27 protein-coding genes are annotated in these 25784 nt (G+C 69.5%); 14 read left to right on the top strand and 13 right to left on the bottom strand.

Annotated elements, in window-relative coordinates; all coding sequences use genetic code 11:
- Positions 1–20 precede the first annotated feature (20 nt).
- The 3 genes from ACFYY8_RS19150 to ACFYY8_RS19140 all read right to left on the bottom strand — a co-directional run bounded on the left by ACFYY8_RS19150 (position 21) and on the right by ACFYY8_RS19140 (position 2150).
- Positions 21–419 carry a globin gene (locus tag ACFYY8_RS19150; protein WP_390042529.1) on the bottom strand — a complete coding sequence of 133 codons (399 nt, stop codon included), beginning with the start codon at positions 417–419 and terminating at the stop codon, positions 21–23.
- Between the two features lie 9 nt (positions 420–428).
- Entirely contained in the window at positions 429–1472 is a 1044-nt protein-coding gene (locus ACFYY8_RS19145; RefSeq protein ID WP_390042527.1) for a mechanosensitive ion channel family protein, read from the bottom strand.
- A gap of 429 nt (positions 1473–1901) precedes the next feature.
- Positions 1902–2150: a hypothetical protein gene (locus ACFYY8_RS19140; RefSeq protein ID WP_390042525.1), complete on the bottom strand. Its 249-nt coding sequence runs from the start codon at positions 2148–2150 to the stop codon at positions 1902–1904.
- Between the two features lie 378 nt (positions 2151–2528).
- Here ACFYY8_RS19140 and ACFYY8_RS19135 point away from each other — a divergent pair, with 378 nt between their 5' ends.
- Together ACFYY8_RS19135 and ACFYY8_RS19130 are read left to right on the top strand one after the other, a co-directional pair.
- Positions 2529–4091, top strand: coding sequence for an XRE family transcriptional regulator (locus tag ACFYY8_RS19135; RefSeq protein ID WP_390042523.1), 1563 nt, complete (start codon positions 2529–2531; stop codon positions 4089–4091).
- A complete protein-coding gene (locus tag ACFYY8_RS19130; RefSeq protein WP_390042521.1) occupies positions 4088–4579 on the top strand; it encodes a GNAT family N-acetyltransferase in 492 nt (163 codons plus the stop codon). Before ACFYY8_RS19135 ends, ACFYY8_RS19130 begins: the two co-directional genes overlap by 4 nt.
- A gap of 155 nt (positions 4580–4734) precedes the next feature.
- Here ACFYY8_RS19130 and ACFYY8_RS19125 read toward each other — a convergent pair whose 3' ends face one another.
- On the bottom strand, positions 4735–5205 hold the full coding sequence (locus ACFYY8_RS19125; RefSeq protein WP_390042519.1) for an NUDIX hydrolase: 471 nt from the start codon (positions 5203–5205) through the stop codon (positions 4735–4737).
- A gap of 144 nt (positions 5206–5349) precedes the next feature.
- Here ACFYY8_RS19125 and purU point away from each other — a divergent pair, with 144 nt between their 5' ends.
- A complete protein-coding gene (gene purU / locus ACFYY8_RS19120) occupies positions 5350–6252 on the top strand; it encodes a formyltetrahydrofolate deformylase (RefSeq protein WP_390042517.1) in 903 nt (300 codons plus the stop codon).
- A gap of 48 nt (positions 6253–6300) precedes the next feature.
- Here the strand turns inward: purU and ACFYY8_RS19115 are convergent, their stop codons facing one another.
- Complete coding sequence (locus tag ACFYY8_RS19115; protein WP_390042515.1) at positions 6301–8373, bottom strand: prolyl oligopeptidase family protein; 2073 nt, start codon at positions 8371–8373, stop codon at positions 6301–6303.
- A gap of 346 nt (positions 8374–8719) precedes the next feature.
- Between ACFYY8_RS19115 and ACFYY8_RS19110 the strand changes: the two genes are divergently transcribed.
- From ACFYY8_RS19110 to ACFYY8_RS19100, 3 genes are all read left to right on the top strand, one after another.
- Positions 8720–9229, top strand: coding sequence for an HNH endonuclease (locus ACFYY8_RS19110; RefSeq protein ID WP_352010685.1), 510 nt, complete (start codon positions 8720–8722; stop codon positions 9227–9229).
- A gap of 59 nt (positions 9230–9288) precedes the next feature.
- Positions 9289–10113: a GNAT family N-acetyltransferase gene (locus ACFYY8_RS19105; protein ID WP_390042512.1), complete on the top strand. Its 825-nt coding sequence runs from the start codon at positions 9289–9291 to the stop codon at positions 10111–10113.
- Positions 10114–10240: 127 nt separating this feature from the next.
- Positions 10241–10462: a zinc ribbon domain-containing protein gene (locus tag ACFYY8_RS19100; RefSeq protein ID WP_352010687.1), complete on the top strand. Its 222-nt coding sequence runs from the start codon at positions 10241–10243 to the stop codon at positions 10460–10462.
- 46 nt (positions 10463–10508) lie between these two features.
- Here ACFYY8_RS19100 and ACFYY8_RS19095 read toward each other — a convergent pair whose 3' ends face one another.
- From ACFYY8_RS19095 to ACFYY8_RS19085, 3 genes are all read right to left on the bottom strand, one after another.
- Positions 10509–11015 carry a WYL domain-containing protein gene (locus ACFYY8_RS19095; protein ID WP_352010688.1) on the bottom strand — a complete coding sequence of 169 codons (507 nt, stop codon included), beginning with the start codon at positions 11013–11015 and terminating at the stop codon, positions 10509–10511.
- A gap of 106 nt (positions 11016–11121) precedes the next feature.
- Complete coding sequence (ilvD, locus tag ACFYY8_RS19090) at positions 11122–12960, bottom strand: dihydroxy-acid dehydratase (RefSeq protein WP_390042509.1); 1839 nt, start codon at positions 12958–12960, stop codon at positions 11122–11124.
- Positions 12961–13106: 146 nt separating this feature from the next.
- Positions 13107–13931 carry a nuclease-related domain-containing protein gene (locus tag ACFYY8_RS19085; RefSeq protein WP_390042508.1) on the bottom strand — a complete coding sequence of 275 codons (825 nt, stop codon included), beginning with the start codon at positions 13929–13931 and terminating at the stop codon, positions 13107–13109.
- A gap of 299 nt (positions 13932–14230) precedes the next feature.
- Between ACFYY8_RS19085 and ACFYY8_RS19080 the strand changes: the two genes are divergently transcribed.
- Genes ACFYY8_RS19080 through ACFYY8_RS19070 form a run of 3 tightly spaced genes read left to right on the top strand, consistent with a single transcriptional unit; the run spans position 14231 to position 15563 of the window.
- Positions 14231–14527 (top strand): hypothetical protein, encoded by a 297-nt coding sequence (locus ACFYY8_RS19080; protein ID WP_390042506.1) that lies wholly within the window; start codon positions 14231–14233, stop codon positions 14525–14527.
- Positions 14528–14542: 15 nt separating this feature from the next.
- A complete protein-coding gene (locus tag ACFYY8_RS19075) occupies positions 14543–14914 on the top strand; it encodes a DUF5130 family protein (RefSeq protein ID WP_390042504.1) in 372 nt (123 codons plus the stop codon).
- Between the two features lie 19 nt (positions 14915–14933).
- Complete coding sequence (locus ACFYY8_RS19070; RefSeq protein ID WP_390042502.1) at positions 14934–15563, top strand: hypothetical protein; 630 nt, start codon at positions 14934–14936, stop codon at positions 15561–15563.
- A gap of 9 nt (positions 15564–15572) precedes the next feature.
- On the opposite strand, the gene ACFYY8_RS19065 is transcribed toward ACFYY8_RS19070, so the two are convergent.
- Together ACFYY8_RS19065 and ACFYY8_RS19060 are read right to left on the bottom strand one after the other, a co-directional pair.
- Positions 15573–16535 carry a hypothetical protein gene (locus ACFYY8_RS19065; protein WP_390042500.1) on the bottom strand — a complete coding sequence of 321 codons (963 nt, stop codon included), beginning with the start codon at positions 16533–16535 and terminating at the stop codon, positions 15573–15575.
- Between the two features lie 12 nt (positions 16536–16547).
- Positions 16548–18068 carry a serine/threonine-protein kinase gene (locus ACFYY8_RS19060; RefSeq protein WP_390042498.1) on the bottom strand — a complete coding sequence of 507 codons (1521 nt, stop codon included), beginning with the start codon at positions 18066–18068 and terminating at the stop codon, positions 16548–16550.
- Positions 18069–18185: 117 nt separating this feature from the next.
- Here ACFYY8_RS19060 and ACFYY8_RS19055 point away from each other — a divergent pair, with 117 nt between their 5' ends.
- Positions 18186–18905, top strand: a complete 720-nt coding sequence (locus tag ACFYY8_RS19055) for a winged helix-turn-helix domain-containing protein (protein ID WP_390042496.1) — start codon at positions 18186–18188, stop codon at positions 18903–18905.
- Between the two features lie 62 nt (positions 18906–18967).
- Here ACFYY8_RS19055 and pepN read toward each other — a convergent pair whose 3' ends face one another.
- Positions 18968–21535 (bottom strand): aminopeptidase N, encoded by a 2568-nt coding sequence (gene pepN, locus ACFYY8_RS19050; RefSeq protein ID WP_390042494.1) that lies wholly within the window; start codon positions 21533–21535, stop codon positions 18968–18970.
- A 221-nt stretch (positions 21536–21756) separates the two neighbouring features.
- Between pepN and ACFYY8_RS19045 the strand changes: the two genes are divergently transcribed.
- The 3 genes from ACFYY8_RS19045 (at position 21757) to ACFYY8_RS19035 (ending at position 24522) form a co-directional block, all read left to right on the top strand.
- Positions 21757–22377 carry a disulfide bond formation protein DsbA gene (locus ACFYY8_RS19045; RefSeq protein ID WP_390042492.1) on the top strand — a complete coding sequence of 207 codons (621 nt, stop codon included), beginning with the start codon at positions 21757–21759 and terminating at the stop codon, positions 22375–22377.
- A gap of 189 nt (positions 22378–22566) precedes the next feature.
- Complete coding sequence (locus tag ACFYY8_RS19040; protein ID WP_390042490.1) at positions 22567–23976, top strand: aldehyde dehydrogenase family protein; 1410 nt, start codon at positions 22567–22569, stop codon at positions 23974–23976.
- A 108-nt stretch (positions 23977–24084) separates the two neighbouring features.
- On the top strand, positions 24085–24522 hold the full coding sequence (locus tag ACFYY8_RS19035; protein WP_390042488.1) for a hypothetical protein: 438 nt from the start codon (positions 24085–24087) through the stop codon (positions 24520–24522).
- A 13-nt stretch (positions 24523–24535) separates the two neighbouring features.
- Here ACFYY8_RS19035 and def read toward each other — a convergent pair whose 3' ends face one another.
- Positions 24536–25024: a peptide deformylase gene (gene def, locus ACFYY8_RS19030; protein WP_352010701.1), complete on the bottom strand. Its 489-nt coding sequence runs from the start codon at positions 25022–25024 to the stop codon at positions 24536–24538.
- Between the two features lie 97 nt (positions 25025–25121).
- Between def and ACFYY8_RS19025 the strand changes: the two genes are divergently transcribed.
- Positions 25122–25589 carry a ribose-5-phosphate isomerase gene (locus ACFYY8_RS19025; protein ID WP_390042486.1) on the top strand — a complete coding sequence of 156 codons (468 nt, stop codon included), beginning with the start codon at positions 25122–25124 and terminating at the stop codon, positions 25587–25589.
- Here the strand turns inward: ACFYY8_RS19025 and ACFYY8_RS19020 are convergent.
- Positions 25568–25765: a hypothetical protein gene (locus ACFYY8_RS19020; protein WP_390042484.1), complete on the bottom strand. Its 198-nt coding sequence runs from the start codon at positions 25763–25765 to the stop codon at positions 25568–25570. The two genes, ACFYY8_RS19025 and ACFYY8_RS19020, sit on opposite strands and share 22 nt — an antisense overlap.
- Positions 25766–25784 lie beyond the last annotated feature (19 nt).

The following is a 25784-nucleotide window of genomic DNA, read 5'->3' as shown; positions in this document are numbered from 1 at the left end:
CTGCCCCTGCCCGGCGGGGTTTATGCGTCAGGGGCGTTGACCATGCTGTGCGCGGCGTAGACGAGGTAGTCCCACAGGCGCTTCTCCAGCTCCTCGGGCAGCTCCAGGGAGATGACCGCGTCGTGCATGTGCTTCAGCCACGCGTCACGCTCGGCGGAGCGGATGACGAACGGGTTGTGCCGCATGCGTAGGCGCGGGTGCCCACGCTGCTGGCTGTAGGTGTTCGGACCGCCCCAGTACTGCATCAGGAAGAGCTGTAGCCGCTCCTCGGCCCCGGCGAGATCGTCCTGGGGGTAGAGCGGCCAGAGCAGGGGATCTTTGACGACGCCCTCGTAGAAACGGTGGACGAGAAGCCGAAAGGTCTCCTCGCCACCGACGGCGTCGTAGAAGGACTGGGGTTCCTCGGGGTTGGCGGACACGCCCCAAGCCTAAGCGACGTTCGCTATGGGGATGGAAGCCTGGTCGAGCGCCGACTTGATGCGGATACGCAGCTCCCGAGCGATCTCGCTCTGGTGTGAGGGGATGGTCTTGGCGTTGACCCGGAAGACAACCGCCGTGCCGGAGATCTGCTCGATCCCCCAGACCTGCGGCTCCTCGACGACGACCGAGTCGCGGTAGTCGGGGTCGTTCCAGATCTCCTCGACGACCTTCCTGAGCAGGTCGCGGACCACGGGGATGTCGGCGGTGTAGGCGACCGGCACGTCGACCGTGGCACGGGACCACCCCTGGGACTCGTTGCCGACGCGGGTGATGGTGCCGTTGCGGACGTACCAGACCCGGCCGTCGGCGTCGCGAAGCCTGGTGATGCGCAGGGTGACGGCCTCGACGGTCCCGGACGCGGCACCGGCGTCGATCACGTCACCGACCCCGTACTGGTCCTCAAGCAGCATGAACATGCCGGCGATGAAGTCCTTGACCAGTTCCTGGGCTCCGAAGCCGATCGCGACGCCCAGAATGCCGACGCTGGTCAGCACGGGGGCGATGGGGACGGAGAGCCGTTCGAGGATGGTCAGGGCGGCGGTGCCCAGGATGATGACCGAGGCGGTCGAGTTGAGCACGGACCCCATGGTCTCGGCCCGTTGCCTGCGCCGCTCGGCCATGATGGCGTCCAGGCCTTCGAGGGGGGCGGGATCCTTGCCCCGCAGCCGTCCCGCCAGGGTCGGCCTGCCGGAGGAGGCCCGCTGCACGATTCCGGTGATCAGGCGGACCGCCACCTTGCGCAGGATCAGCGCGACGGCGGTGATCAGCATGATGGCGATCAGTGTCGCGAGCACGCTCGCGACGAAGGGGGCCCACGCCGGAGGCAGCACGGTCTGCGCGAGTTCGCAGATCACCCCGCCGTCACGTCCGCACGCACCGTTCACTAAGGCCGCTCCCATGTTCGTGAGGTCCTCCAGGCCGGGCAGGCTCGACGGTGACGGTGTGGGGGACGGTGTCACGGTGGGGGTGGGTGAGGGGGCGAGCAGGAACACGGAGAAGATCCCTCCCGGATCGGTTCGTCTGACAAATGGGGGCAAGTCACGTGACCTACCTATATTGCCGAGCGAACCGGCCGTCGTCACATCACGCCGGGGAGGACGGGAACACCGGATCCAGGCCCTGGAGGCTGGTCCGGACAGTCCGGTGACGAACGGCCCGGCGCGGGGCACGCACCCGGAAGCGTGTCCCGTGCCGTTCCGGGAGGAATCCCTCCGATCCCCGTCCGGAGTCATCCGGACGGCGGCTTGTCGTCGTGTCGGCCGCCTTGCGGGGCACCCACGACAGGTTGACTTCGTTCTCGAAGCCGGTGGGGAACCCAGCGTCCCGAGGACGCTCCGCACCGGGCACCCCACCGGCTCCGCCGCGCCGCGACGGGTACGACGGACCGGATGGCTGCGATCCCATCCGGTTCGCCGCCTAGTTCACTCCCCCACCGCGGCGAGCACTCGGGCGACCTTGGTCGCCGCGCCGGCAGGGTCCTGAGCCGTGTGCATCCGCTCCCCCCAGGACCACCAGTAGTACCAGTCGCGGTGGCTGTGGGCGGTCTGCGCGCGGCAGGTGACGTTCTCCGCCAGGCTGGTCGCGTTCGGGTTGATCACGCGGACGAAGGCGCGGCCCGTGTGGGTCCGTACCACCCGGGCGTGGAACCCGCGAGCGTCAAGTTCTGACACCAACCGCTCCAGGTGCCCGAAGCCGTCTTCCCCCACCTCGTTCCTCCTCTTGGATTCAGCCGATTCGTCATCGAACCGTGTTTGGTCGGTTACGCGAATCGACGCTGGTTGGCCAAAGATGACTCACCGAGTCCGATGGGTCAATGCCGGGCCAACCAAGATCGGGATGCGCATTCTGCCAAGGAGGTTGAAAGAAACAGTCCATCAGAGGACGATCCTTAGCCGGTGGCCTCATTCGTGCGTTCCGGGTGGGGCAATGGTGGTCCATTATTCTCTCTAGGCGCAGTGCGATACCCGAATCACACTGGGTCTACGGGGAGAGGACCGGTCGGGACAAGCGTGCCAACCAGCCCAGCTGGCCGCGAGAGAGGGGCCGGTATGTCCGGCAGGCAGCACAGGGAGACGGAGTTAGCGCGGCGAATCCGCGCCAGGGGCCTCGCAACGGGGCGTAACCCGGCCCAGATCGCCGAAGAGATCCACGACAAGTGTGGTCAGCAGTTCGGGACCACCCGCATCAAGGCTCATCGTCTCGCACACGGTGTCGCTCTGGCCGACGTGATCGAACAGATACGGGCGCTGTTCGAGCGCGACGGCAAGGCAGCTCCGGGGATCGGGGAGACGCTTCTGTCCGCGTACGAGAGCGGTCTGAAGCGTCCCGGGCCCGAATACCTCCACTACCTGTGTTCCGCATACCGGGTCGAGCCCCCCTCCCTCGGCTACGAGGGGCCCTGCATCTGTGGCCACGGCCACAAGATGCCGGGTGCCGTCCGGAGTGATCTCCAGGATGGAAGACCCGACACTTCCCCTGGTCCGCGTGAGTCGCTGATCCGGCAGATCGGCGGCGGCCCCTCCGCGGACGGGAGCGAGGAGGACGAGAACGTGTTGCGGAGAACGCTCTTGAGGATTCTGGCGGGTGGCACCGTCGTCGGACTCGACGGGCAGGTGCTCGGAGCGGTGGAGAACATCCGGCGGAGGATGGACGAGACCCTGGTCTCGGGCACCGTCTCACCCGCGATGCTGGACCAGTGGGAGGAGTCCACCGTCGGCTTCGGCCGCCAGTACATGAACACCCCGCCGTTACGTCTGCTGTGTGACGTTCTGCTGGAGTTCAGCGCCGTGCGCAAGGCCATGGAGCACCGCCAACCGGTCGACCTACAGGAACGGCTGTGCCGGATGGCGGCCCAGCTCGCGGGCCTCAGCGGCATGATCATGATCAACCTCGGTGACCAGAGAATGGCCCGTTCCTTCTTCAGGACGGGCAGGATCGCCGCGGACGACACCGGTGACCGCGCGTTGCGGGCCTGGGTCATCGCCAGGGAGGCCCTGGTGCCGCTCTACTACGGTGATCCGCGCGAGGCGCTCAACCTCGCCAGGAAGAGCCGCGACCTGGCCGGGCAGACACCGTGCGCGGCCCAGGCCATGGCCCCCGTCGTCGAGGCCCGCGCGCTGGCGATGATGTCGAACGCGGGCAAGAAGGATGTGGTCGACCAGGCCAAGCGGGCACTGGCACGGGCCAGGGCGGCCTTCTCCCAGATGGGGGCGGCCGAGCAGGAGGACGCGGCCTTCGGATACACCGAGCGGCAGCTCTACTTCCACCAGGGAGACGCCCTGGTCAAACTGGGGCAGCCCATGGAGGCCGACCTCATCCTGGAACAGGCCCTCACCAAGTACGGCCCCGGCGACTGGCTCGATCCGACCTTCATCAAGTTCGACCGGGCCAAGTGCAAGCTTCTCGAAGGCGACGTCGGCGAGGCGCTGAACATCGCCAAGGCCGCGCTCGCCGGCCTGGGGGAGGGGTGCAAACCTGACATCCTCATGCAGCGGGCCCACGAGGTGGCCAGGGACGTCGAGGGCAAGGATCCCAACAATCCCGACCTGAAGCTCTATCTGGAGATGTTGCGCGATGCGGCCCTGCCGGACCCGATCGAGGAGGAGGTGTGAGGATTCGGCGTTATCGCCGGTCCGACCTCGACTCCGTCCGGTCGCTGCACCAGGTCTGTCTCGCCCAGGTCGGGCTCTTCCCCGGTGACGGGGTCTACTACGACGACGACCTTGCGCGGATCGAGGAGATCTACCTCATCGACGGGGGAGAGTTCCTGGTCGGGGAGGCCCCCGAGGGGCGAGTCATGGCGATGGGCGCTCTGCGCAGAGTCGATGACGCCTCGGGGGAGATGTGCCGCCTGCGGGTCCATCCCGAGTTCCAGCGGCGCGGGTTCGGCGACCGGATGGTCACAGAACTGGAAAGCCGCGCGGCCGGGCTGGGATACGTCCGGCTTCGCGGGGACACCACACTGAACCAGCCCGCCGCGATCCACCTCTATCGAAAACACGGCTGGCGTGAGATCCGCCGCGAGGGACGCGGTGAACACACCGTGGTCTACATGGAGAAGGACCCACTGATTTCTTCCATGGCCGCCTCAACTGAATAACACGGTTTACCGCTTTTAGGTTATTATTTGGTGAAATGTCGGGATAATTGCTGTTTGCTCCCTCGTGGGAGCTTTGTTGAAGCCCGTTCCAGTGGGGCGTCCGTGAAATCCCACGAGGGCCCGGCGTCGTTTTCCGGTTTCCAAGAAGTCACTCATCATCGTTCAAGGCTCGTGGGCCACACCAGCCGGGAGACTATCTCGGGCAGCGACGGGGGCTCGAGGGCGTCGGGAAGCACGGCCATCTCCTCGAGTGAGAACCAGCCGTGGCCCAGATAGGTGTCGTTCTCCTCCGCGGTGAACGCCTCTGGGACGACCCGGGGCGTGTGGTCGAACCTGGCCAGATAGAACCGTTCGGTCCGCACGTAGCGGACACCGAGCCAGTCGAGCTCCCTGGGCACCGGCAGCCATCGGTCGAGCACCGCCGTACCCGGCAGGCCGGTCTCCTCGGCCAGCTCCCGCCGGGCGGCCTCCAGCGGCGTCTCCTCCGGCTCGATCCCGCCGCCGGGCGGCTCCCACAGGGTTCTGCCCGCGACCGGGTCGTGCCAGTGCAGCAGGAGCACCCGCCCGTCACCCGCCACGCAGACCACCCGGGTCGCGGGGCGGTCGCTCACCTCAGGGTCGTTCATGGATCCCGGACGCTACCAGCACGGCCCGCCGGTGGCACCGGGCGGCACCGGGTGGCGTGCGCGGGTGGGTGTGGGTGACGCGCTGTACTCTGCCCAGGTCGGTGTTGTGGCACCGTACGATCCGACCCCTTCGAGAGTGAAGTCATGAGCGAGCGAGTCACAGGGCCCGGCGCGGGCCACCATCGGCTGAACGGGGGCTCCGAGGCCCAGTTCGTCCTGACGCTGTCGTGCCCGGACCGTCCCGGGGTGGTGGCCGCCGTCTCCGGCCTCCTGGCCGGGCGGGAGTGCAACATCATCGAGAGCCAGCAGTTCGGTGACCCCGTCTCCCAGCGGTTCTTCATGCGGGTGCAGTTCTCCTCGTCGCTGCCCGACGCGGTCCTGCGCGAGGCCTTCGCCGCCCTGGCCCCCGGCTTCGGCATGGACTTCAAACTGCGCGACACCGCGGTCAAGCAGCGGGTGCTGGTGCTGGTCAGCAAGTTCGGCCACTGCCTCAACGACCTGCTCTATCGGACGCGCTCAGGTCTGCTCGACATCGACATGGTCGGCGTGGTCTCCAACCACCCTGACCTGCGCCCGCTGACCCAGTCGTACGGCGTCGACTATCACCACCTGCCGGTCGCCCCGGGCACCAAGGCCAGACAGGAGGCGGAGATCCTCGCCCTGGTCGAGCACTACCAGGCCGACCTGGTGGTGCTCGCGCGCTACATGCAGGTGCTGTCCGAGGATCTGTGCGTCAAGCTGGCCGGGAACGTGATCAACATCCACCACTCGTTCCTGCCGTCGTTCAAGGGTGCCAAGCCGTACCACCAGGCGCACTCGCGCGGGGTGAAGCTGATCGGTGCGACCGCCCACTACGTGACCGCGGACCTCGACGAGGGCCCGATCATCGAGCAGGAGGTCGCCCGGGTCAACCACACCCACTCGCCGGAGGACCTGGCCGCCATCGGCCGCGACGTCGAGTGCCAGGTCCTGGCCCGCGCCGTACGGTGGCACACCGAGCAGCGTGTCCTGCTCGACGGGCACAAGACCATCGTCTTCCCCCGCTGACGTGCCGGCGCGGGGCCGTTCCCGACGGCGGCCCCGCGCGGCGGGCCGTCAGACGGCCAGGCCCGTGTGGTGGGCGAGGAAGGTGAGCTGGTCGGCCGCGAGCTCGACGGTCTTGCTGACCGCACGCGCCCCGTGACCGGTCTCAGCCTCGTTGCGCAGCAGAATCGGCCGGTCCGAGGCTTGGGAGTGCTGCAGGGCGGCGCACATCTTCCAGGCGTGCAGCGGGTGGACCCGGGTGTCGGACTGGAAGACCGTGAACAGCGTCGCCGGGTAGGAGACGCCCTCACGGACGTGGTGGTAGGGCGAGTAGGCGTTCAGCCAGGCGAACTCCTCGGCCTTCGCGGCGGAGCCGTACTCGACGTTCCACGTCGCGCCCAGGCCGAACAGCTCGTAACGGATCATGTCCAGCAGCGGGGCCGAACAGACGACCGCGGCGTACAGCTCGGGGCGCTGGGTGAGGGCCGCGCCGACCAGGAGGCCGCCGTTCGAGCCCCCGGAGATGGCTAGCTGCTCCGGGGCGGTGATCCCGGTGTCGATCAGGTGCTCGGCCGCCGAGTGCAGGTCGTCGAAGACGTTCTGCTTGTTGGCGAGCATGCCGGCCCTGTGCCACTCCTCGCCCTGCTCCCCACCGCCGCGCAGCTGGGCGATGGCGTAGGCGCCGCCCGCCTCGACCCAGGTCAGGATCGACGCCGAGTAGCCCGGGGTCATCGAGATGCCGAAACCGCCGTAGCCGTACAGGATGGTGGGGCGCGGACCCTCGACGCCCGGCTTGGTGATCACCAGCATGTGGACCTCGGAGCCGTCCGCTGAGCGGTAGACCACCTGCTCGGTGTCGACGGCGGGCACCTCGACGGCACCGGGGGAGGCGGCCCACAGGGTGGTCTCCCCGGTGCGTGCGTCGTAGCGCTGGATGCTCGGCGGGGTGGTGTTGTCGGTGTAGACGAACCAGGCCTCGTGACCCCCCTCCGGACGCTCGGAGATGGCGCCGATCGTGCCGAGCCCCGGCGTCGGCACCCGGCCGACGCGCTCACCCGTCACCAGGTCGTGCACGGAGATCTCGCTGATCGCGTGGCGGGTCCAGCCGGCGAGCATGATCGGGCGGTCAAGGTCGTCGAGGATCGAGAAGTCCGACAGCACGGCCTCGTCGTCCTGCGGGATCAGGTCACGCCAGTGCTCGGGCTGGGGCAGAGCCGGGTCGGCGACGCAGATGCGCGCCCGGGGGGCGTCCAGGTCGGTGAAGACGTAGAGCCTGCCGTCACGGCCGAAGTGCAGCGCGGTCTGGGCGTCGAGCCCCTCCTGGACGACGACCAGGTCGGGCGAGTCCGGCGAGGAGGCGGTGAGGTCGGCGATCCACAGGTCGTTGCGCGGCGCCGTACCCCTGGAGGCGGAGATCTGCAACCAGCGGCCGTCGCGGGAGACCGCGACACCGTAGTAGTTGGTCTTCTCCATGTCCTTGCCGAAGACCAGCACGTCCTCCTCGGTCGAGGTGCCGACCCGGTGCAGGTAGACGCGGCGGTGGAACTGCTCCTCCCCCTCGGGCACCTCGGTCGAGGGCAGCCTGCGCACGTAGTAGAACGCCTTGCCGCCGGGCAGCCAGGCGATCGGGGAGTAACGGCACCGGTCGATCGGCCCCTCCACCCGCTCGCCCGAGGCGACGTCGAGCAGGTAGAGGGTGGACTCCTCGTCACCGCCGACCGAGACCTGGTAGGCGAGCAGCCTGCCCTCTTTGTCGGGCTGCCATGAGTCGAGCGTGGTGAGCCCACTCGGGTCGAGCGCCGTCGGGTCGAGCAGCGCGCGCTCGGTTCCGCCGGGGTCGACGGTGTAGAGGACGGCGTGCTCCTGGTCGGGGGTGCGCCGCATGAAGAAGCGCCGCTCGCCGCGCCAGGCCGGAGCGCCGATCGAGCCCGACCTGAGCAACTCGGCGACCCGCGCCCTGAGCCGGTCGCGGCCGGTGAGCGCCCCGAGCTCGTCGGAGAAGAGCTTCTCCTGCGCGGCCAGCCACTCCTCGGTCGCCGGACTGCCCGGGTCCTCCAGCCATCGGTAGGGGTCGGCGACGGGGACGCCGTGGAGCTCTTCGACGAGGTCGTCACGGCCTGCTGGTGGATATGGCTGTCGGGTCATGGCAGGAACCCTACGACCTTGGGAAGGCTGGTCGGAGCCATTGCGCGAGGGGCGTATTCGATCTTGAGAAGGCCGTGTCGTCGATCTTCGGATCGAGGAGTAAAAACTGGTAATGCGGGCATAAAACGTACCAGGCGTCTCTCCTGTCATTTATGGGTGGCGGAAATGACGATGCAGAAGCCAAACTTGGTGGAGGACGGTGCCGTGGTGACCATCCGCTGGGCCGTCCGGCGGAGGTCCCTGTGACGGAAGCATCCGGGCCCCAGGAGGGGCCGCCAATCGGGGCACGTGCCTGCGTGCCCCCTCAGACTCAGACGAAGCGTCGCGCGGCGGGGAAGGCACGCTGATGCGCCAAGTCCTGCTGCTGAACGCAACCTACGAGCCCCTGACCACCCTCTCCCTGCACCGCGCGGTCGTGCTGGTGCTCAGGGAGAAGGCGGATGTCGTGCACCGCGACGGGCGGGGCGCGGTCGTCCGCTCGGCGACCCGCACGCTCGACGTGCCGTCGGTGATCAGGCTGCGCCGCTACGTGCGCATTCCCTACCGGTCGCGGATCCCGCTGACCAGGACCGCGTTGATGCGCCGGGACGACTACCGGTGCGCCTACTGTGGACAGCGGGCCGAGACCATCGACCACGTGATCCCGCGGTCCAGGGGAGGAACCCACACCTGGGAGAACTGCGTCGCCTCCTGCACGCCGTGCAACCACCGTAAGGCGGATCGCATGCTGGAGGAGCTGGGCTGGACGCTGGACGTCGCCCCCGTGGTCCCACGGGGCGTCCACTGGCGTCTGATCGGCGCGCACAACGTCGGAGACCCCCAGTGGGCGCCCTACCTGGAGGAAAGCGCCGCCTGACGGTCCACGGTGCTATACCCGTTCGCCCCGGCGGAGTCCGTGTCTGCACAATCGGGTGCATGAGATGGACCTTCACCTCCGATCCGGAGGTGTACGCCGGGGCGGCGGAGCCGTGGTTGCTGCGTGAGCCGGTGCGCAACACGATCCAGCTCACGATGCTGCGCGCGCTCCGTGAGGGGTTGTGGAGTGAGGACCCGCTCATGGGGTGGGCGGCGGGTCCCGAGGGTGAGGTCGTGGCCGCGGCCCTGCACGCCCCTCCCCAGCTCCTGATGCTCGCCGACATGCCGGCCGAGGCCGTCCGCGAACTGGCCACCGCGCTCATCGAGGCCGAACGTCCCGTCCTCGGTGTCCGGGGCGGCGTCGCCCTCGCCGAGACGTTCGCCGCGGCCTGGTGGCGTCCGGAGAGGACGCGGCGCTCCGAGCGTCTCTACCGCCTGGACACGCTCACCCCGCCGCCTGTCCGCCCCCGGGGTGCCCCTCGTACGGCGGGCACCCAGGACCTCGAACCGCTGGTCGCCTGGGGACAGGCCTTCCAGCGTGAGGCGGGCGGCCATTCGTCCAGCGGTCTCGCGGCCGTGCTCGCCGGGCGGGTCGGCAGGCGGGAGATCCTCCTGTGGGAGGTGGAAGGGCGGCCGGTGGCCTACGCGGGTGCCTCGGTGCCGATCGGGGGCGTCTCGCGGGTCGGCCCGGTCTACACCCCTCCCGAAGAACGCGGCAGGGGGTACGGCACCGCGGTGTCCCACGCCGTCACGGCCAGGGCACGGGAGTGGGGGGCGGCGGAGGTGCTGCTGTTCACCGACCTGTCCAACCCTGTGTCCAACTCGATCTATCAGACGATCGGCTACCGGCCCGTGGCCGACTACGCCTCCATCGTCTTCGGCTGAACGACGGCCGCGTCCTTGAGCGGGCGAGGCGTGCTCGCGACGCCCACCCCCGGATGTGTCCGTGCCGGGATTCCTTCACGCCCGTACGGCCGTCCCCGTACGGTCCACGGCTGAGTAACCTGGTGCCATGCCGCGTTACGACTTCCGCTGCCGCGCCTGCGGATCGACCTTCGAGATCTCCCGCCCGATGGCCCGTTCCGGCGAGCCCGCGCTCTGCCCTCAGGGCCACGACGACACCGTCAAGCTGCTGTCCACGGTCGCCGTGACGGGTGGTTCAGGCGTCACGGCGCCCCGCCCGGCCGGTGGCGGCGGTGGCGGGTGCTGTGGGGGCGGTTGCTGCGGCGGATAGCCGCTTCGCCGCCCACCACGCCGGTTGTCGCCGAGGGGCCGTGAGGTCAGGCGGCCTCGCGGCCCCGCTGGACGGCGCGCCTGCCCTGGAAGGGCAGGAAGTCACCGGCCCTGTGCGGGCGGGCGGGGATGAAGGTCGGCTCGGTGGCCACGATCCGGTCGAACCTGAAGGCGCGGATCGCGCCGCGCATGCGGCACATGCCCACGAGATACCAGTAGTCGCGGTGCACCATGCACGTCACGGGATCGACGTCGCGCACCGTCACCCGCCCGGAGACGTCGCGGTAGTGCAGCCGGACGACCAGGTGGGAGGTGATGGCGTTGGCGATGGTCCTGGCCCGGTCGGCGACAGGGTCGGGCATCGGCTCGGTCAGGGTAGCCAGGGTGGTGGAGACGACCTCGTCGTCGATCTCCATGTGCTCGAACGCGTGACGCAGGCCGCTGCGGGCGGCGGTTGCCTGCGGGTCGGAGCCCAGATGGGCCAGGGACAGAGCGAGGGCGGCGATCTCGGCGGTCGTCAACGGGCTGCGTGCGGGCTTCATGACGTTGGCCATGGTCACATGGTATGCTCCGCCACCGACAATTTTCGAACTGCCTGTCGGATACAGCGGCCTTCCCTCGGGAAGTACGGCCCAGCCGTACCCCCCGAGGTGGCGGTCGTCATCGCGACAGCTGGGACAGGTCCCTTGAGGCGCCGGTCGAGGCCGAGGTGGTCAGCGCGGCGTAGGCCTGCAGAGCCGCGCTGACCGGACGCTGCCGGTCACGGGGGCGATAGCCGCCCAGCTCGGCCAGCAGCCGCTCACGCCTGGCCGCCAGCTCCTCCTCGGCGACCTTCAGCTCGATCGACCGGCCCGGGATGTCGATCTCCACGATGTCGCCGTCCTCGACCAGGGCGATGGTGCCGCCCTCCGCGGCCTCGGGGGAGGCGTGCCCGATGGACAGCCCGCTCGTGCCGCCGGAGAAACGGCCGTCGGTGATCAGCGCGCAGGCCTTGCCCAGGCCCTTGCCCTTGAGGAAGGAGGTCGGGTAGAGCATCTCCTGCATGCCGGGGCCGCCCTTGGGGCCCTCGTAGCGGATGACCACGACGTCGCCGGGCTTGACCCGGTTGTTCAGGATGCCCTCGACCGCGTCGTCCTGGGACTCGAACACCACGGCGGGCCCGGAGAACCGCCAGATCGACTCGTCGACCCCGGCCGTCTTGACGATGCAGCCCTCGGTGGCGATGTTGCCGTACAGAACGGCGAGGCCGCCGTCACGGGTGTAGGCGTGCTCGGAGTCGCGCACACAGCCCTCGGACCGGTCGAGGTCGAGGGAGTCCCAGCGGGCCTCCTGCGAGTAGGGCTTGACGGTGCGGACGTTGCCGGGGGCCGCGTGCCACAGCTCGGTCGCCTCGGGCAGCACGCCCGCCGAGCAGGGGTCCCAGGCGTCGATGTAGTCGCCGATGGTGCCGCCGTTGACGGTGGGCGTTTCGCGGTGGATCAGGCCCGCCCGGTCGAGCTCGCCGAGGATGGCCGGGATACCGCCCGCGCGGTGGACGTCCTCGACGTGGTACTTCGCGGTCGCGGGGGCGACCTTGCACAGGCACGGCACCCGCAGTGAGATCTCGTTGATCTCCTTGAGGCCGAAGTCGACGCGGGCCTCACGGGCCGCGGCCAGGATGTGCAGGATCGTGTTGGTCGAGCCGCCCATGGCCACGTCGAGGGCCATGGCGTTCTCGAACGCCTCCTTGGTGGCGATGCTGCGCGGCAGGACCGACTCGTCGTCCTGCTCGTAGTAACGGCGGGTGATCTCGACCAGCTGCCGCCCGGCATCCTGGTAGAGCTTCTTGCGCGCCTTGTGGGTGGCCAGAATCGTGCCGTTGCCGGGCAGCGCCAGGCCGATGGCCTCGGTGAGGCAGTTCATCGAGTTGGCGGTGAACATCCCGCTGCACGAACCACAGGTCGGGCAGGCGTTCTCCTCCATCTCCAGCAGCTCGGCGTCAGAGACGGCGTCGTCGGCGGAGGCGATCATCGGGTCGATCAGGTCGAGCTTGCGGCCCGGGGTCTTGCCGGCCTCCATCGGCCCGCCGGAGACGAAGACCGTGGGGATGTTGAGCCTGAAGGCGGCCAGGAGCATACCCGGGGTGATCTTGTCGCAGTTGGAGACGCAGATCAGCGCGTCGGCGCAGTGCGCGTTCACCATGTACTCGACGGCGTCGGCGATCAGCTCGCGGCTGGGCAGCGAGTAGAGCATGCCGCCGTGGCCCATCGCGATGCCGTCGTCGACCGCGATCGTGTTGAACTCGCGCGGGATCGCGCCCGCCTCCCTGATCGCGCCCGCGACCACGTCGCCGACCTCGCGCAGGTGGACGTGGCCTGGGACGAACTGGGTGAAGCTGTTGGCCACCGCGATGATGGGTTTGCCGAAGTCGCCCCCGGCTACGCCCGTCGCCCGGAGCAGGGCCCGGGCACCGGCCATGTTCCTGCCGTGCGTGACCGTACGAGACCTGAGGGCGGGCATGAGGCTTCTCCCATCATCGAAACCGTGTCCTCAAATGGTACGGCCATCGCCCGGTGCGTGAGACGGGCGTCCACGGCGCGAGACACGAACCCCGGGACCTCGGCAAGGAGGAGTCCCGGGGCGCGTGGAGGAACGGTGAGAAGGGGTCAGGGCTCGGGATAACGGGCGGGCAGAACCCGTTCGGCGGCCTCGTAGATCTCGTCGATCTCGGCGTCGGTGAGCGACCGCTCGCGCTTGGTGATCCACTTACGGACGCGGCCGCCGTCGAAGACGTCCACATCGCGCACCGTGAGGACCTTCCACGGGATCGCCGGGCCGTAGATCGCGAGGGACGGAATGATCGTCACCTCATGGCCGAGCGCTTCACCGATCAGCTCGGAGGCTCTGGAGGCCTCCCAGCGCGCCTCGTCGAGACGGGGCTTCTGGTTGAAGGGGCCGTGGAACAGCTTGCGGTGCGACTGGACGCGGACCGGAAGGCGTTTGTCCCATTTCTCCGAGTCGACGGCGTAGACCCCCGTCGGGCCGACCACCAGGTGGTCGATCTGGGCCTCGCTCTCGGGGATCGCGCGGGCGTGCAGGCTTCGGTAGCCGCCCCGCTCCATTCTCTTGAGCTGCGCCTCGGTCTGACGCTCCGCGACCGAGCCGCGGCGCCAGGCGGGCACGGTCGAGTGGGTGCGGGCCCGCAGCACGGTGTCGACGATCGCGCCGATGATCGCGCAGGTGACGCCCAGCCGTATGTCGGAGAAGAGGATGCCTCCCACGACGCCCGAGGCGACCGCGACCAGGGCACGTCGTCTGAGATGGCCGTACCGGGGGTCGTCGAGCAGGACGCGCAGCGAGGTGCGCTCGACGGGCGCGTACTCGGACGCGGGTGTGGCGGGTCGAGACGGCGGCCTGTCGTCGGCCGTGCGGTCGCCGACCCAAATGGGTGACGTAGTGTTACCGTCTTCTGGTGCCTGACCGGAATCCACGTGACTCACCGTAGCTGACGCCTATGTGGGTGCCTAGTATTGCGTTTCTCATACTTTTGTGGCCTTCGCCGTTCGCATGACGTTTATCCGAACCGGGTATGTCTGTTGTTTCTCTCTAGAGAACCCAGGTCGTCCGCGAGAAGGCGTCGTCCGCGACGTGATCTTACCGTTTCCGGCGCTCCCGGGCCCGGGGAACGCCGGAAGCCGCAGGTCGTCACCTGGACGCCATGTGAGAGCCGTGAGCGGCGAGGTCACAGACAGGACTCGACGGGTCGGCGGCGTGGATCTACCGTGGACCCGTGGACACGATCCAGGTCATGGAGCTCCTGTTCGGTGCCTCCGGCGGCCTGTTCCTGATCATCAGTGCCTTTGTCCTGCTTCCCGGCAGGATGCGTGCGAGCGCGGTCAGGGGCACCTCGGCGGCCGCGGTGTGGTTCGGCGGTCCGTTCCGCAGCGAGCGGGAGGCGCTCTCCTCGGGCCAGGTCCTGGTCGACCCCGTGCCGTCCACGAACCTCGCCCCCGAAGTCGACTGGGTGGCCCTGGCCCGGGTCTCCGAGCCGGGCAGACAGGTTGGAGGGGCTTCGGCGGCATGGTGAGGAAACAGTGAGGACATGCTGACGGTCAGTGGCCTCACCTCGACGCAGGCCCGTGACATCCGGCAGGCGATGCGCGCGGCGGAGCGCCGCAGCGGCCTGCGCTTCGCCGTCTACCTCGGCCCGGCGCTCGGACCGCGCCGCCACTTCTCCGAACGGCTGCACGCCGCGCTGGGGGAGGAGGCGGACACGGCTGTGCTCGTGTTCGTCGACCCCGACGCCAGGGCGGTCGAAGTGGTCACCGGCCCCGTCGCCAGGCTGAGACTGGGCGACGGTGAGTGCCGCGTCGCCGCGGTCTCGATGGCGACGGCCTTCGGCGGCGGCAACCTCGTCGGCGGACTTGTCACAGGAATGTGGATGCTTGCCGATCTGGCTTCCCGGCGCAGGTGAGTTCTCGGATAATGCGGGCGTGCTGAAGATCGGGCGTGATTCCCAAGGCGTCCCACGGGAGGGCGAGGTGGCCCAGGAGAGGGACGAGGTGCTCTCCTACCTTGACGAGGTCCTGGCGGAGGTGCGCGCGGACAACCGAGGGCAGAACAGGAAGGCGGTCGCGCTGCTGGTCGCGGCCGTCCTCGCCGCGGTCGTCGCGGGGATGCTGAAACCGGGAGTCCTGCCCGGCCAGGTGGAGTGGCTGTGGTGGACGGGAGCGTTCTTCTGCACGATGGGCGCGGTGATGCTCGTCGGCGCGTTGCATCCGCTCAGCTCGGGACTCGCGGGCAGGACCATCGAGCGCCGCCGTTCGTACGCGGGCCGGCTGCACACCTGGAGCCCGCCCGTCCGGCAGGAGGACGAAGACCGGACGCGGAGCGGCAGGTCGCGCGGAGCCTTCTCCGACGAGGCACTCGCCGAGCTGTGGGCGAGACTGGGCGGCCAGGACGCCCAGACCGGCGCCGACGACCTGGTGCTGCGGATCAGGAGGCTCGGCGCCGTGGCACAGGCCAAGGACCGCTACATCCGCAGGGGGATGCTCCTGTTCCTCGTGGCCGCGGTCTGCTGCCTGTTCGCCGTCGTCGTCGGCCAGGCCATCCTGGGCGCCTGAGAGGGGCCCTCAGGAGCGCAGGAGGCGTACCAGGTGGGTGCTGATGTCCGACAGGAGCGTCGAGGGCGTCGTCGGAGCGGTGGCGATCGCGGAGAACAGGCTGGGCAGGCCCGCGAGCGGGAAGCCGTCGTCCTCCGTCGCGGCGTTGCCGATCTCGTTCTTTGCCAGGATCGTACGGCTGCGCTCCCAGGCGTCGAGCACCTCCTCGGGGGAGGGAACGCCGAACCCGTGACCGACGGGGGCGGCGTGGCGCAGCCGTACGAGGGGGGTGTCGGCGAAGGTCAGCGCGACCCTCGCCCGCGTGGACAGGTCCTCGCGGCGGGAGGGCTCGATCCATTCCATCGCGGAGCACGGGGTGCGGCAGGTCGCGACACAGGTGGCGAGCGCGCCCGCGACCTGGCTGTGCTGGCGGTCGAAGTAGGCCCGCCAGCCCTCCCCGGGCTCCCCGGCGACCCGCAGGGTCCGGTTGGCCGCCGACTGCTCGGCCTTGGTGTGGTCGCACTCGCGTTCGCCGATGACCCCGAAACGGCTGCCCGGCGCGGCCAGCCCGGGCGGCCAGCGAGCCGGGTCGCCGGCGTTGCCGAGCACCGGCTCGAAGGCGAGCAGCGGGAGATACTCGCTGGCGATGTGCAGCGCGGCGACCATCGGGCTCAGTTCACGCCTGTGCCACCGGATCGCGATCACTTCGAGCAGCAGCGCGTAGGCCGGGCGCAGTGACTCGAGCGCTCCGCGCGGCTGCTCCTTCGGCGTCTGCGGCATGGTGCACGCCCGTGCCCGCCGTCTCAGGTCCGCGGGCACGGACCGCGCCTCGGCGGCGAAGTCCTCCGCGTCCAGCGACATGAGCCGCTGCCCGAACTCGCACACCGCCTCGATCTCGTCCGCCCCGGCCACGACGTCCGCCGCGAGTGCCCCGACGTCGGCGAAGGCGTACCTCCGGGCCAGGGACACGAGCAGATCACGGGCCGATTCCACTTGATCACCCTTTCACGGTCGGTGAACGACGGCGATGTCGTACTGCGCAAAATATGGTTTTTCGGCGTCCTCCCAAGAAGTGCCTATTCTTATCATCGTTTGGCGGCCGACCAGACCACGGGGCAGTGACCGGGAACCCGTCGGAGGCAGATAGGCCCTCAGATAGAGGCCGACCCTGGCGACGTGCTCACGCCACTTCGCGGGCACCCCTCCAGCCTGCCGTACGGCATCGGACGAGCTGCGGTAGAGACCGGCCAGATTCAGCGCGGGGTCGCCGGGCACGTCCCGTATCCGGGGGCCGAGCGTGCACAGGAACCTGCCGATCGCGGGAATGGCGATCTCCGGATCCATCGCCCCGGCCAGGGGCGACCGCGAGTAGTTCGGCGGCAGGTAGGCGGCCAGGACGTCGGGTGTCCAGCGGGCGATGCCGTACTCGCCGGCGGTGGCGTCGGTCAGGTCACGGTCGAAGCCGCTCTCCGCCTTGAGCATCGCGGCGACGAGCGCGGGGCTGAGGCCGGGGACGCCGGTGCACCAGGTGCCCGCCTCGACGATGGCCGCGCGGTAACGCCCCGGGAGGTCGGCGTCCGGCCGCAGCCACCGTCCGTAGTCCTGGTCGTCCCTGGTCAGGGCCAGTGCCACACCTCCGGCCACGGCGGCCGCGGCCAGGGCGAGCGCGACCGGTGGACGCCACCCCGTCCTGAAGGGGACACGCCGTGCGCGTTCCCGCACCCGCGTGCCGTCCGCGGTCTCGTCGCCAGGGGAGGAGGCCTCCTCGCGGGCGGCCCGGGCCAGCGCCGCGGCGAAGGAACGGATGTTCGGCCACCGCTCCGCGCGGTCGTCGGCGAGCCCCCGGGCGATGACGTCGCCGACGGGACCGGGAAAGGAGCCCGCCATCCCGCCGGGCGGCCCGCCGGTGAACAGGTGGTGGGCCACCGCGGCAAGGCCGTACACGTCGGCCCGCTCGTCGGGGAGGGAGCCGGGCCGCAGTTGTTCGGGCGCCATGTAGCCGGGGGTGCCGCCGCCGACGGTGAGCCCGGAGGTCTGGGCGAGCTCACCCGCGATGCCGAGGTCGGCGACGAGCAGCCGCTCCCCGCCGGTGGGCAGGGAGCGGACCAGGATGTTGGCGGGCTTGAGGTCACGGTGGACGATGCCGTTGTCGTGCAGCGCGGCCACCCCCGCGGCGATCTGGAGGACCTGTTCGACCGCCTCCGCCCACGGCACGGGGCCGACGGCCAGGCGGTCGCGCAGGGTGCCGCGGTCGGCGTAGCCCATGACGAAGAACGGCCGTCCGTCGGGCAGCGCGCCGACGTCGTGGACCTGCACCACGTGAGGGGAGTCCGCCCTGCGGATCATCCGGGCCTCCTGGGTGAAGCGCCTGCGTATCCGCCGGTGGTCGGCCCAGTGGGCGGCCAGCACCTTCACCGCGACGGGGGCGCTCAGGTCGTCGTCATGCGCGAGCCACACCGTGGCGAACGCGCCTTGGCCGAGAAACCGCTCCACGCGGTAGCGGCCGATGGTCGGGGGGACTTCCATGCACTCATCGTTACCATGTGATGACCGTGTGTCAGCGCATCTCGCGGCGCGGTTCGCGGTCCCGTTTTCCTCCCCTTTCCTCTGCGGAGGGTCACCGGGTGCGCGAGGATCGTCACCGTGAGTATCCGTAAGCTTTCAGGAATCCTTGTCCAGAGGGGGGAGCAGGTGCTGGAGCTCGCTCCCGGCGAGCATGTCACCTTCGGCAGGGGAGCGGTCGACCTGGTGCTGCCCGACCTTTCCGTCTCCCGGCTCGCCGGACGGATCGACGCGGTTGACGACTACTGGACGATCTCCAACCTGAGCCGCCGCTCCACCTACGTGGTGGACACCCCGGAGGGGAACGGTGAGTTCGTCAGGGTGCCCGCGGGTCGGATGCGCGCCCCGATCCCCTTCGAACTGGGCAGGGTACGGCTGTCCGGGGACCCGTCAGGAGGTATGGCGTCGTTCCTGGTGTTCGCCCCCGAACACGTCCTTCTCCACCCCGACGCCCCCAGGCAGGAGCGGGAGACGGCGCCGACCGTTCCGCTTGACGCCACCGCGACCTACTTCCTGATCCTGGTCGCCCTCTGCGAACCACGGCTGCGCGATCCGCTCTGCGGGGTCGTCCCGACCATTCCGGAGATCATCATCCGGCTGGCCCACCTCGGGCTGGGCCGTTCGGCGGTCAACTTCCACATCGACTATCTCGCCAGGGTGAAGCTTCAGGTGAGGATGCCGGAGCGGCCGGTAAGGCCCGACTGGCGACGCGTCGCGCTGGTGTCCCTCGCGCTGCGGCACGACCTGGTGACGACCGAGCACCTGGCGTTGCTCGAAACGCGGAGCCACATCCTGCCCTGACACCTGACGCCCCTCACCGAACGAGGATGAGGGGCGTCAGGTGTCACGCGGAACCCGGTCGCTCAGGCCGCGGAGGCGTCCTTCGCCTGGGCGCGCAGGGCACGGCTGATGCCGTCGGCGCCCTCGAGCAGCAGCCGTCGCAGTGCCTGCGGAGGCTGACTCTCCGAGATCAGGTCCTGGGTCCTGGCCACCGTCTCCGGTGAGATCGCCAGGACGGGGTAGCAGCCGTTGGCGAAGTTCTGGGCGCTGTCGGAGGTCCAGGACTTCCAGATCCCGCCGATCTCCTCGAAGTAGCGCTCCGCGTACGGGTCGAGCAGGTCCGGGTGGCGTGGGTCCACGAAGCCCAGGATCGTCGAACGCAGCAGGGCACCGCTCAGCCCGCCCTCGGTGATGGCGGCCCACGCGGCGGCCTTGCCCTCGGGCGTCGGGATCGCGGCCCTGGCCAGCGCCGCGGAGCGCTCACCGGTCGCGGTCGCGTCACGCTGCAGCTCCCGCGCGACGTCCTCCTCGCCGAGGACGCCTGCGGACACCAGGGCCTGGACCAGCGTCCAGCGCAGGTCGGCGTCCACGGTCAGTCCTTCGAGCGTGGCCGAGCCGTCGAGCAGGCCCTTCAGGAAGGCCAGGTCCTCCTCGTTGGAGGCGACGGCCGACAGGGCGTTGACGTAGGCGAGCTGGTGGTCGGAGCCGGGCTCGGCGGCGGCGACGAGCGAGCGCAGGCGCGCGGCCAGCGACGCCAGGCCCTCCTCACGCCAGGACGGGTCGGCGTACTGCTGGACGGCCAGGCGCGCCTGACGCAGCACCGTCTGGGCGACGGTGATGTCCTTGACCGACTCGATGCCCGAGTTCACCAGCGCGACGTAGTCGCGGGTGGACATCTCGGCGTCACGGGTCATGTCCCACGCCGCCGACCAGCACAGGGCGCGCGGCAGCGACTCGGTGAACCTGGCGATGCCGCCGTCGACCAGGGTCTGCAGCGAACGCCCGTCGAGCCTGACCTTCGCGTAGGTCAGGTCGTCGTCGTTGATCAGGACCAGGTCCGGCTGGAGCTCACCGACCAGCTCGGCGACCGCGGTGCGGGCGCCGACCACGTCGAGCTCGACCCGCCGGGTGCGGACCAGGGCGCCCTCCCGCAGGGAGTACAGGCCGATGGCGACGCGGTGCGAACGCAGCGTCGGGTAGTCGGCCGGGGCCTCCTGCAGCACGTCGAACTCCAGGAAACGCCCCTCGGCGTCGGTGGTGAACGACGGACGCAGCGTGTTGACCCAGGAGGTCTCCAGCCACTCCTTCGACCAGGAGGACAGGTCGCGCCCCGAGGTGCGCTCAAGCGCGCCGAGCAGGTCGGCGAGCGTCGTGTTGCCCCAGGCGTGCTCGTTGAAGTAGTCGCGGACACCGGCCAGGAAGTTGTCCAGGCCCACGTAGGCGACGAGCTGCTTGAGCACCGAGGCGCCCTTGGCGTAGGTGATGCCGTCGAAGTTGACCTCGACGGCGTGCATGTCGACGATGTCGGCGGCGATCGGGTGCGTCGAGGGCAGCTGGTCCTGGCGGTAGGCCCAGGCCTTCTCCACGTTGGCGAACGTCGTCCAGGCGCCCTGGCCCCAGCGGGTCGCCTCCGCCTGGCACAGCACCGAGGCGTAGGTGGCGAACGACTCGTTCAGCCACAGGTCGTCCCACCAGCGCATGGTCACCAGGTCGCCGAACCACATGTGCGCCATCTCGTGCAGGATCGTCTCCGCGCGGCGCTCGATGATCGCGTCGGTGACGCGCGAGCGGAAGACGTAGTCCTCAAGGAAGGTCACGCAGCCCGCGTTCTCCATCGCGCCCGCGTTGAACTCCGGTACGAACAGCTGGTCGTACTTGCCGAAGGGGTAGCGGATGCCGAAGACCCGGTGGAAGAAGTCGAAGCCCTGCCTGGTGACCTCGAAGAGGTTGTCGGCGTCGAGGTGCTCGGCGAGCGAGGCCCGGCAGTACAGGCCGAGCGGGATGCCGTCGTGCTCGGAGGTCACCTTGTGGTACGGCCCGGCGCACAGCGCGGTGATGTAGGTGGAGATCGCCGGGGTCGGCGGGAAGTGCCAGCGCCTGGCGGCCTGGAGCGTGCCGTGACGGCCGCTGTGCTCCTGGAGCTCCTCGGCCGACTCGGGCGCCGCGTTGGAGATCACCTCCCAGGAGGAGGGGGCGAGCACGGTCAGCTCGAAGGTGGCCTTGAGGTCCGGCTGGTCGAAGCAGGCGTACATCCGGTGGGCGTCGGCCGTCTCGAACTGGCTGTGCAGGTAGACGCTGTCGTCGACCGGGTCGACGAAGCGGTGCAGGCCCTCTCCGGTGCGCATGTAGGAGCAGTCGGCGTCGATGCGCAACTCGTTGCCCTCGGCCAGGTTCGGCAGCGGCAGCCGTCCGGTCTCCGGGTCGTAGGTGTCCACGTCGAGCTCGACGCCGTTCAGCACGGCCTTTCTGACCTTGGCCCCCGCCAGGTCGATGAAGGTCTCCGCGCCGGGACGGGTGCCGGTGAAGCGAACCGTGGTGATACTTTCGAAGCGTTCGTCTCCCTCGGTCAGATCGAGCTCCACGACATACGACTGCACGCTGATCAGCCGTGCGCGCTCCCGCGCCTCGTCACGGGTCAGATTGCCTGCCACTACCGCTCCCTCGTCAACAAATTCCCCCGCTTCGTTGCGAAGGGGTGCCTGAATCCTGCCACGTGAGGCCCTGGATCGTCGCCCCCGCCGGCCTGGGAGTCGACTGTCGATCATGTTCGGGGATAAAGGGGCCGGTCAAGGTGATAACCCGTCGTAGGAATAGGAAACTCGGTGATGCGGGTTGTCGCTGTGCGAAGCCCTCACGATCAGAAAGCTGAGAGATGACTGAGCGCACTCCGGTCGACCTCTGGTTCGACCCCTTCTGCCCCTTCGCATGGATGACCTCCCGCTGGCTGCTGGAGGTGGAGAAGGTGCGGCCCATCGAGCCGCGCTGGCACATCATGAGTCTCAACATCCTCAACGAGGACAAGGACGTCCCCGAGACCTACCGCGAGATGATCGCCAGGGCCATCGGCCCGGTTCGCGTGGTCGCCGCCGTGCAGGACAAGTACGACTCGGAGACGGTCGGCAGGCTCTACACCGAGCTCGGCACACGCCTGCACAACCAGGGCAGGCTCAAGGAACTCGACAGCCTCCGCGAGACCGTCGAGGAGGCCCTTGAGGCCGCCGGGCTTGAGCGGGCCTTCGCGGACGCGATGGACTCCGAGGAGTTCGACGAGATCCTGCGCGCCTCCCACAACGACGGCATCAACCGGGTCGGTCAGGAGGTCGGCACCCCGGTCATCGCCGTCGGGGACGTCGCCTTCTTCGGTCCGGTCATCTCTCCGGCCCCGAAGGGCGAGGAGGCGGCCAAACTCTGGGACGGCGTCAGGCTCGTCGCGGGCATCGACGGCTTCTTCGAGCTCAAGCGCTCCCGCACCCGGCCTCCGATCTTCGACTGAGCCCGGCCTATCCGGCGTCCCGCCGTCTCCTGGCCCGGCGGGACGCGTGCCGCCCGGATGTCACGAGTTCTCATGGATCTCGAGGATTCCCCACTCGGGGGAGCGCCTGGCCGTACGCTCGTCGCGAAGGCGGACGGTCGCGGCCCGTGGAGCCCTCGTCCCGCCACCACTCGCGCGAGGATGAGAGACATGCGTCATCTGTACCTGAACGGAGCATGGCGGCCGTCGGCGTCCCGCGAGGGGCTCGACGTCGTCAATCCCGCGACCGAGGAGACGATCGACCGCGTTCCCGCGGGTTCCCCCGCCGACGTCGAGGTCGCCGTCGCCGCCGCCCGTGAGGCCCTGCCCGCGTGGTCGGCCACGGCTCCCGCGGAACGGGCCCGCCTGCTGAGCGCCGCGGCCGGCCTGATCCGCGACCGCGCCGACCGGATCGCGAGTCTCATCGCCACCGACGTGGGCACCCCGTACGGCATCGCGACGCGGGTGCAGACGCTCCTGCCCGCGGAGGTGCTGTCCTCCTACGCCAGGCTGGCCGAGACCTACGACTTCGAGGGCGGCCGGGTCGGCAACTCCCTTCTCCTGAGAGAGCCCGCCGGGGTCGTCGGGGCCATCACCCCGTGGAACTACCCGTTGCACCAGGCCGTGGCCAAGGTCGCCCCCGCGCTGGCCGCCGGATGCACGGTGGTGCTCAAGCCCAGCGAGGTCGCGCCGCTGGCCGTGTTCGCGCTGGCCGAGATCCTCGACGAGGTAGGGCTGCCGCGCGGGGTCTTCAACATGCTCAGCGGCCGGGGTCCGATCGTCGGTGAGGCGCTGGTCACCCATCCCGACGTGGACATGGTCTCCTTCACCGGCTCGACCAGGGCGGGCAGAAGGGTCGCGGCCCTGGCCGCCGAGACCGTCAAACGCGTGGCCCTCGAACTCGGCGGCAAGTCGGCCAGTGTCGTGCTGCCGGACGCCGACCTGGAGACCGCGGTCAAGGCGACCGTGGCCAACGCCTTCCTCAACTCCGGCCAGACCTGCTCGGCCTGGACCCGCATGATCGTCCACCGTGACCAGTACGACCAGGCCGTCTGGCTGGCGGCCGAGATCGCCAAGGCCCACACCGTGGGCGACCCCTTCGACGAGGGCACCCGGCTCGGCCCCCTGGTCTCGGCCGCGCAGCGCGAGCGGGTCGTGCGCTACATCAACCGGGGCGAGGAGGAGGGCGCCAGGCTGGTCACGGGCGGTACCGACAACCCCCGGGAGCGGGGTTTCTACGTCGAGCCCACGGTCTTCGCCGGCGTCGAGCCCGGGATGGTCATCGAGCAGGAGGAGATCTTCGGCCCGGTCCTGGTGATCGTCCCCTACAGCCGGGGCGAGGACGAGGCCGTCGCCATCGCCAACGGCACGCCGTACGGCCTGGCGGGCGCGGTGTGGGCGGGGGAGGAGAAGCACGCGCTCTCGGTCGCGCGCAGGCTGCGCGCGGGCCAGGTGACGGTCAACGGGGGCAGGTTCAACCCGCTCGCGCCCTTCGGGGGATACAAGCAGTCAGGTATCGGCAGGGAACTGGGCGAGTCCGGGCTTGAGGAGTTCCTGGAGACCAAGGCGATCCAACTGTAGGCCGATGTCCGGTATCGGACGGTCAGCGCAGGACATCCTGGGTAAAACCCTCCGGAAGGATTCGTAAGGACCTGCACGTAGGGCATCGCCTCTGCCGGAGGGCGCCGCATGAGACTGGGCACCACGCGTCTGACCGCCTTCGACCTGGTGATCGTCGCCGGAGGACTGCTGCTGGTGGTGCTGGCGGCGCAGAACCTCGGTCCCGCCCTGGCGGCGCTGCGCGGGGTGGGCACCTGGGGCACCTTCACCGCCAGGCGGGTCGAGTGTGTCTCACACCCCGGCCACGAGCAGTGCACCTGGACGGGGGAGTTCAGGGGCGGTCGGCTCGTCCGGCCGGAGGTCGGCTTCTACGGCGGTGACCGTGACACCTTCACCCCCGGCCAGACCGTCAGGGCGTTCGACACCGGCCGCCAGGGCCACGTGTACGGCGAAGGCGGTTCCAACGAGTGGATCGTGGTCGTCCTGCTGCTGGCCGCGGGGCTCGGCCTGATGTCCTGGCCCCTCCTTCGCCTGCGCCGCCGCCCCTCCGCGGAGCCTTCTCCCTGAGGGGCGGGCGCGCTCAGCGAGCCTGGAGAAGGACCTTGCGGGCGGCGTCCTTGGCGAGGCGGTCGACGTACAGCATGCCGTCGAGGTGGTCGGTCTCGTGCTGGAAGCAACGCGCGAGCATGCCCCTGGCCTTGATCTGGACCGGGCGGCCGAGCCGGTCGAGGCCGCGCACCGTGACACCGGCGGCGCGGGGGGTCCCGGCGTAGATCGGGGTGCCGCTGTCCTTGCCGGGGATCGACAGGCAGCCCTCCTCTTCGAGGACCTCGGCGTCGTCGTCGACGGTCAGCACGGGGTTGATCACGTGCCCCTTGCGCTTGCTGCAGTCGTAGACGAAGATCCGCTTCGAGACGCCGATCTGCGGACCGGCGAGCCCGACGCCCTGCGCGGCGTACATCGTGTCGAACATCTCGTCGATCAGACGGCGCAGATCACGGTCGAACTCGGTGACCGGCTCGGCTGGCGTACGCAGGACCGGGTCGCCGACCACTCGGATGTCACGCATGAGGACTCTCTCTTGTAAGGGCTGAAGCGGTATGCCGACCGTTACCTTATCCGGGGTGGGGGTCGAGGCGGCCAGCCGTACCTGCGAAACTGGGCCTGTGCGTGTCTACATCGGTGCCGACCATGCCGGCTATGACCTCAAGAACCATCTCGTCTCCTGGCTCAAGGAGCACGGCCATGACGTGACGGACTGCGGGCCGTTCGTCTACGACGCCGAGGACGACTATCCCGTGTTCGTGCTGCGCGCGGCGCAGGGCGTCGCGGACGACTCGGGCAGCCTGGGAATCGTCATCGGCGGCTCGGGCAACGGCGAGCAGATCGCGGCGAACAAGGTGCGCGGCATCCGCGCGGCCCTGGCCTGGAGCGAGGACACGGCCAAGCTCGCCCGTGAGCACAACAACGCCAACGTGATCAGCGTCGGCGCCCGGATGCACACGCAGGAGGAGGCGGTCCGCTTCGTCGAGCTGTTCCTCACCACCGCCTACTCGGGTCAGGAGCGGCACAACCGCAGGATCGCCCAGCTGACGTCCTACGAGACGATCGGTCAGCTTCCGCCGCTGCCCTGACGTTCCTCCCCGGGCCTCGACGTGGAGGCCCGGCGGCGCGCGGAAGACTGTCCGCGCTGTGTCTCGTCCCGCAGGGGCCGTCTTTCGGCGGCCTCCTGCTGCTCACGCGTCGGCCGGGAGACGTCCCTGGCCCGCATGGCGACGGTCGCGTTGATCTGCAAGCTCTGCAGTGCCATGCCTCACCCTAACCCGCGT

The sequence above is a fragment of the Streptosporangium sp. NPDC001559 genome (assembly GCF_042893955.1).
Taxonomy (GTDB): Bacteria; Actinomycetota; Actinomycetes; order Streptosporangiales; family Streptosporangiaceae; genus Streptosporangium.
This window is presented reverse-complemented; position numbering and strand designations above follow the sequence as displayed.

Coding starts and splice junctions, on each gene's coding strand:
- ACFYY8_RS19135 (WP_390042523.1), top strand. CDS start 2,529: ATGTCCGGCAGGCAGCACAGGGAGACGGAGTTAGCGCGGCGAATCCGC.
- ACFYY8_RS19125 (WP_390042519.1), bottom strand. CDS start 5,205: ATGAACGACCCTGAGGTGAGCGACCGCCCCGCGACCCGGGTGGTCTGC.
- purU (WP_390042517.1), top strand. CDS start 5,350: ATGAGCGAGCGAGTCACAGGGCCCGGCGCGGGCCACCATCGGCTGAAC.
- ACFYY8_RS19115 (WP_390042515.1), bottom strand. CDS start 8,373: ATGACCCGACAGCCATATCCACCAGCAGGCCGTGACGACCTCGTCGAA.
- ACFYY8_RS19110 (WP_352010685.1), top strand. CDS start 8,720: ATGCGCCAAGTCCTGCTGCTGAACGCAACCTACGAGCCCCTGACCACC.
- ACFYY8_RS19105 (WP_390042512.1), top strand. CDS start 9,289: ATGAGATGGACCTTCACCTCCGATCCGGAGGTGTACGCCGGGGCGGCG.
- ACFYY8_RS19100 (WP_352010687.1), top strand. CDS start 10,241: ATGCCGCGTTACGACTTCCGCTGCCGCGCCTGCGGATCGACCTTCGAG.
- ACFYY8_RS19095 (WP_352010688.1), bottom strand. CDS start 11,015: ATGGCCAACGTCATGAAGCCCGCACGCAGCCCGTTGACGACCGCCGAG.
- ilvD (WP_390042509.1), bottom strand. CDS start 12,960: ATGCCCGCCCTCAGGTCTCGTACGGTCACGCACGGCAGGAACATGGCC.
- ACFYY8_RS19075 (WP_390042504.1), top strand. CDS start 14,543: ATGCTGACGGTCAGTGGCCTCACCTCGACGCAGGCCCGTGACATCCGG.
- ACFYY8_RS19060 (WP_390042498.1), bottom strand. CDS start 18,068: ATGGAAGTCCCCCCGACCATCGGCCGCTACCGCGTGGAGCGGTTTCTC.
- ACFYY8_RS19045 (WP_390042492.1), top strand. CDS start 21,757: ATGACTGAGCGCACTCCGGTCGACCTCTGGTTCGACCCCTTCTGCCCC.
- ACFYY8_RS19040 (WP_390042490.1), top strand. CDS start 22,567: ATGCGTCATCTGTACCTGAACGGAGCATGGCGGCCGTCGGCGTCCCGC.
- ACFYY8_RS19035 (WP_390042488.1), top strand. CDS start 24,085: ATGAGACTGGGCACCACGCGTCTGACCGCCTTCGACCTGGTGATCGTC.
- def (WP_352010701.1), bottom strand. CDS start 25,024: ATGCGTGACATCCGAGTGGTCGGCGACCCGGTCCTGCGTACGCCAGCC.
- ACFYY8_RS19020 (WP_390042484.1), bottom strand. CDS start 25,765: ATGGCACTGCAGAGCTTGCAGATCAACGCGACCGTCGCCATGCGGGCC.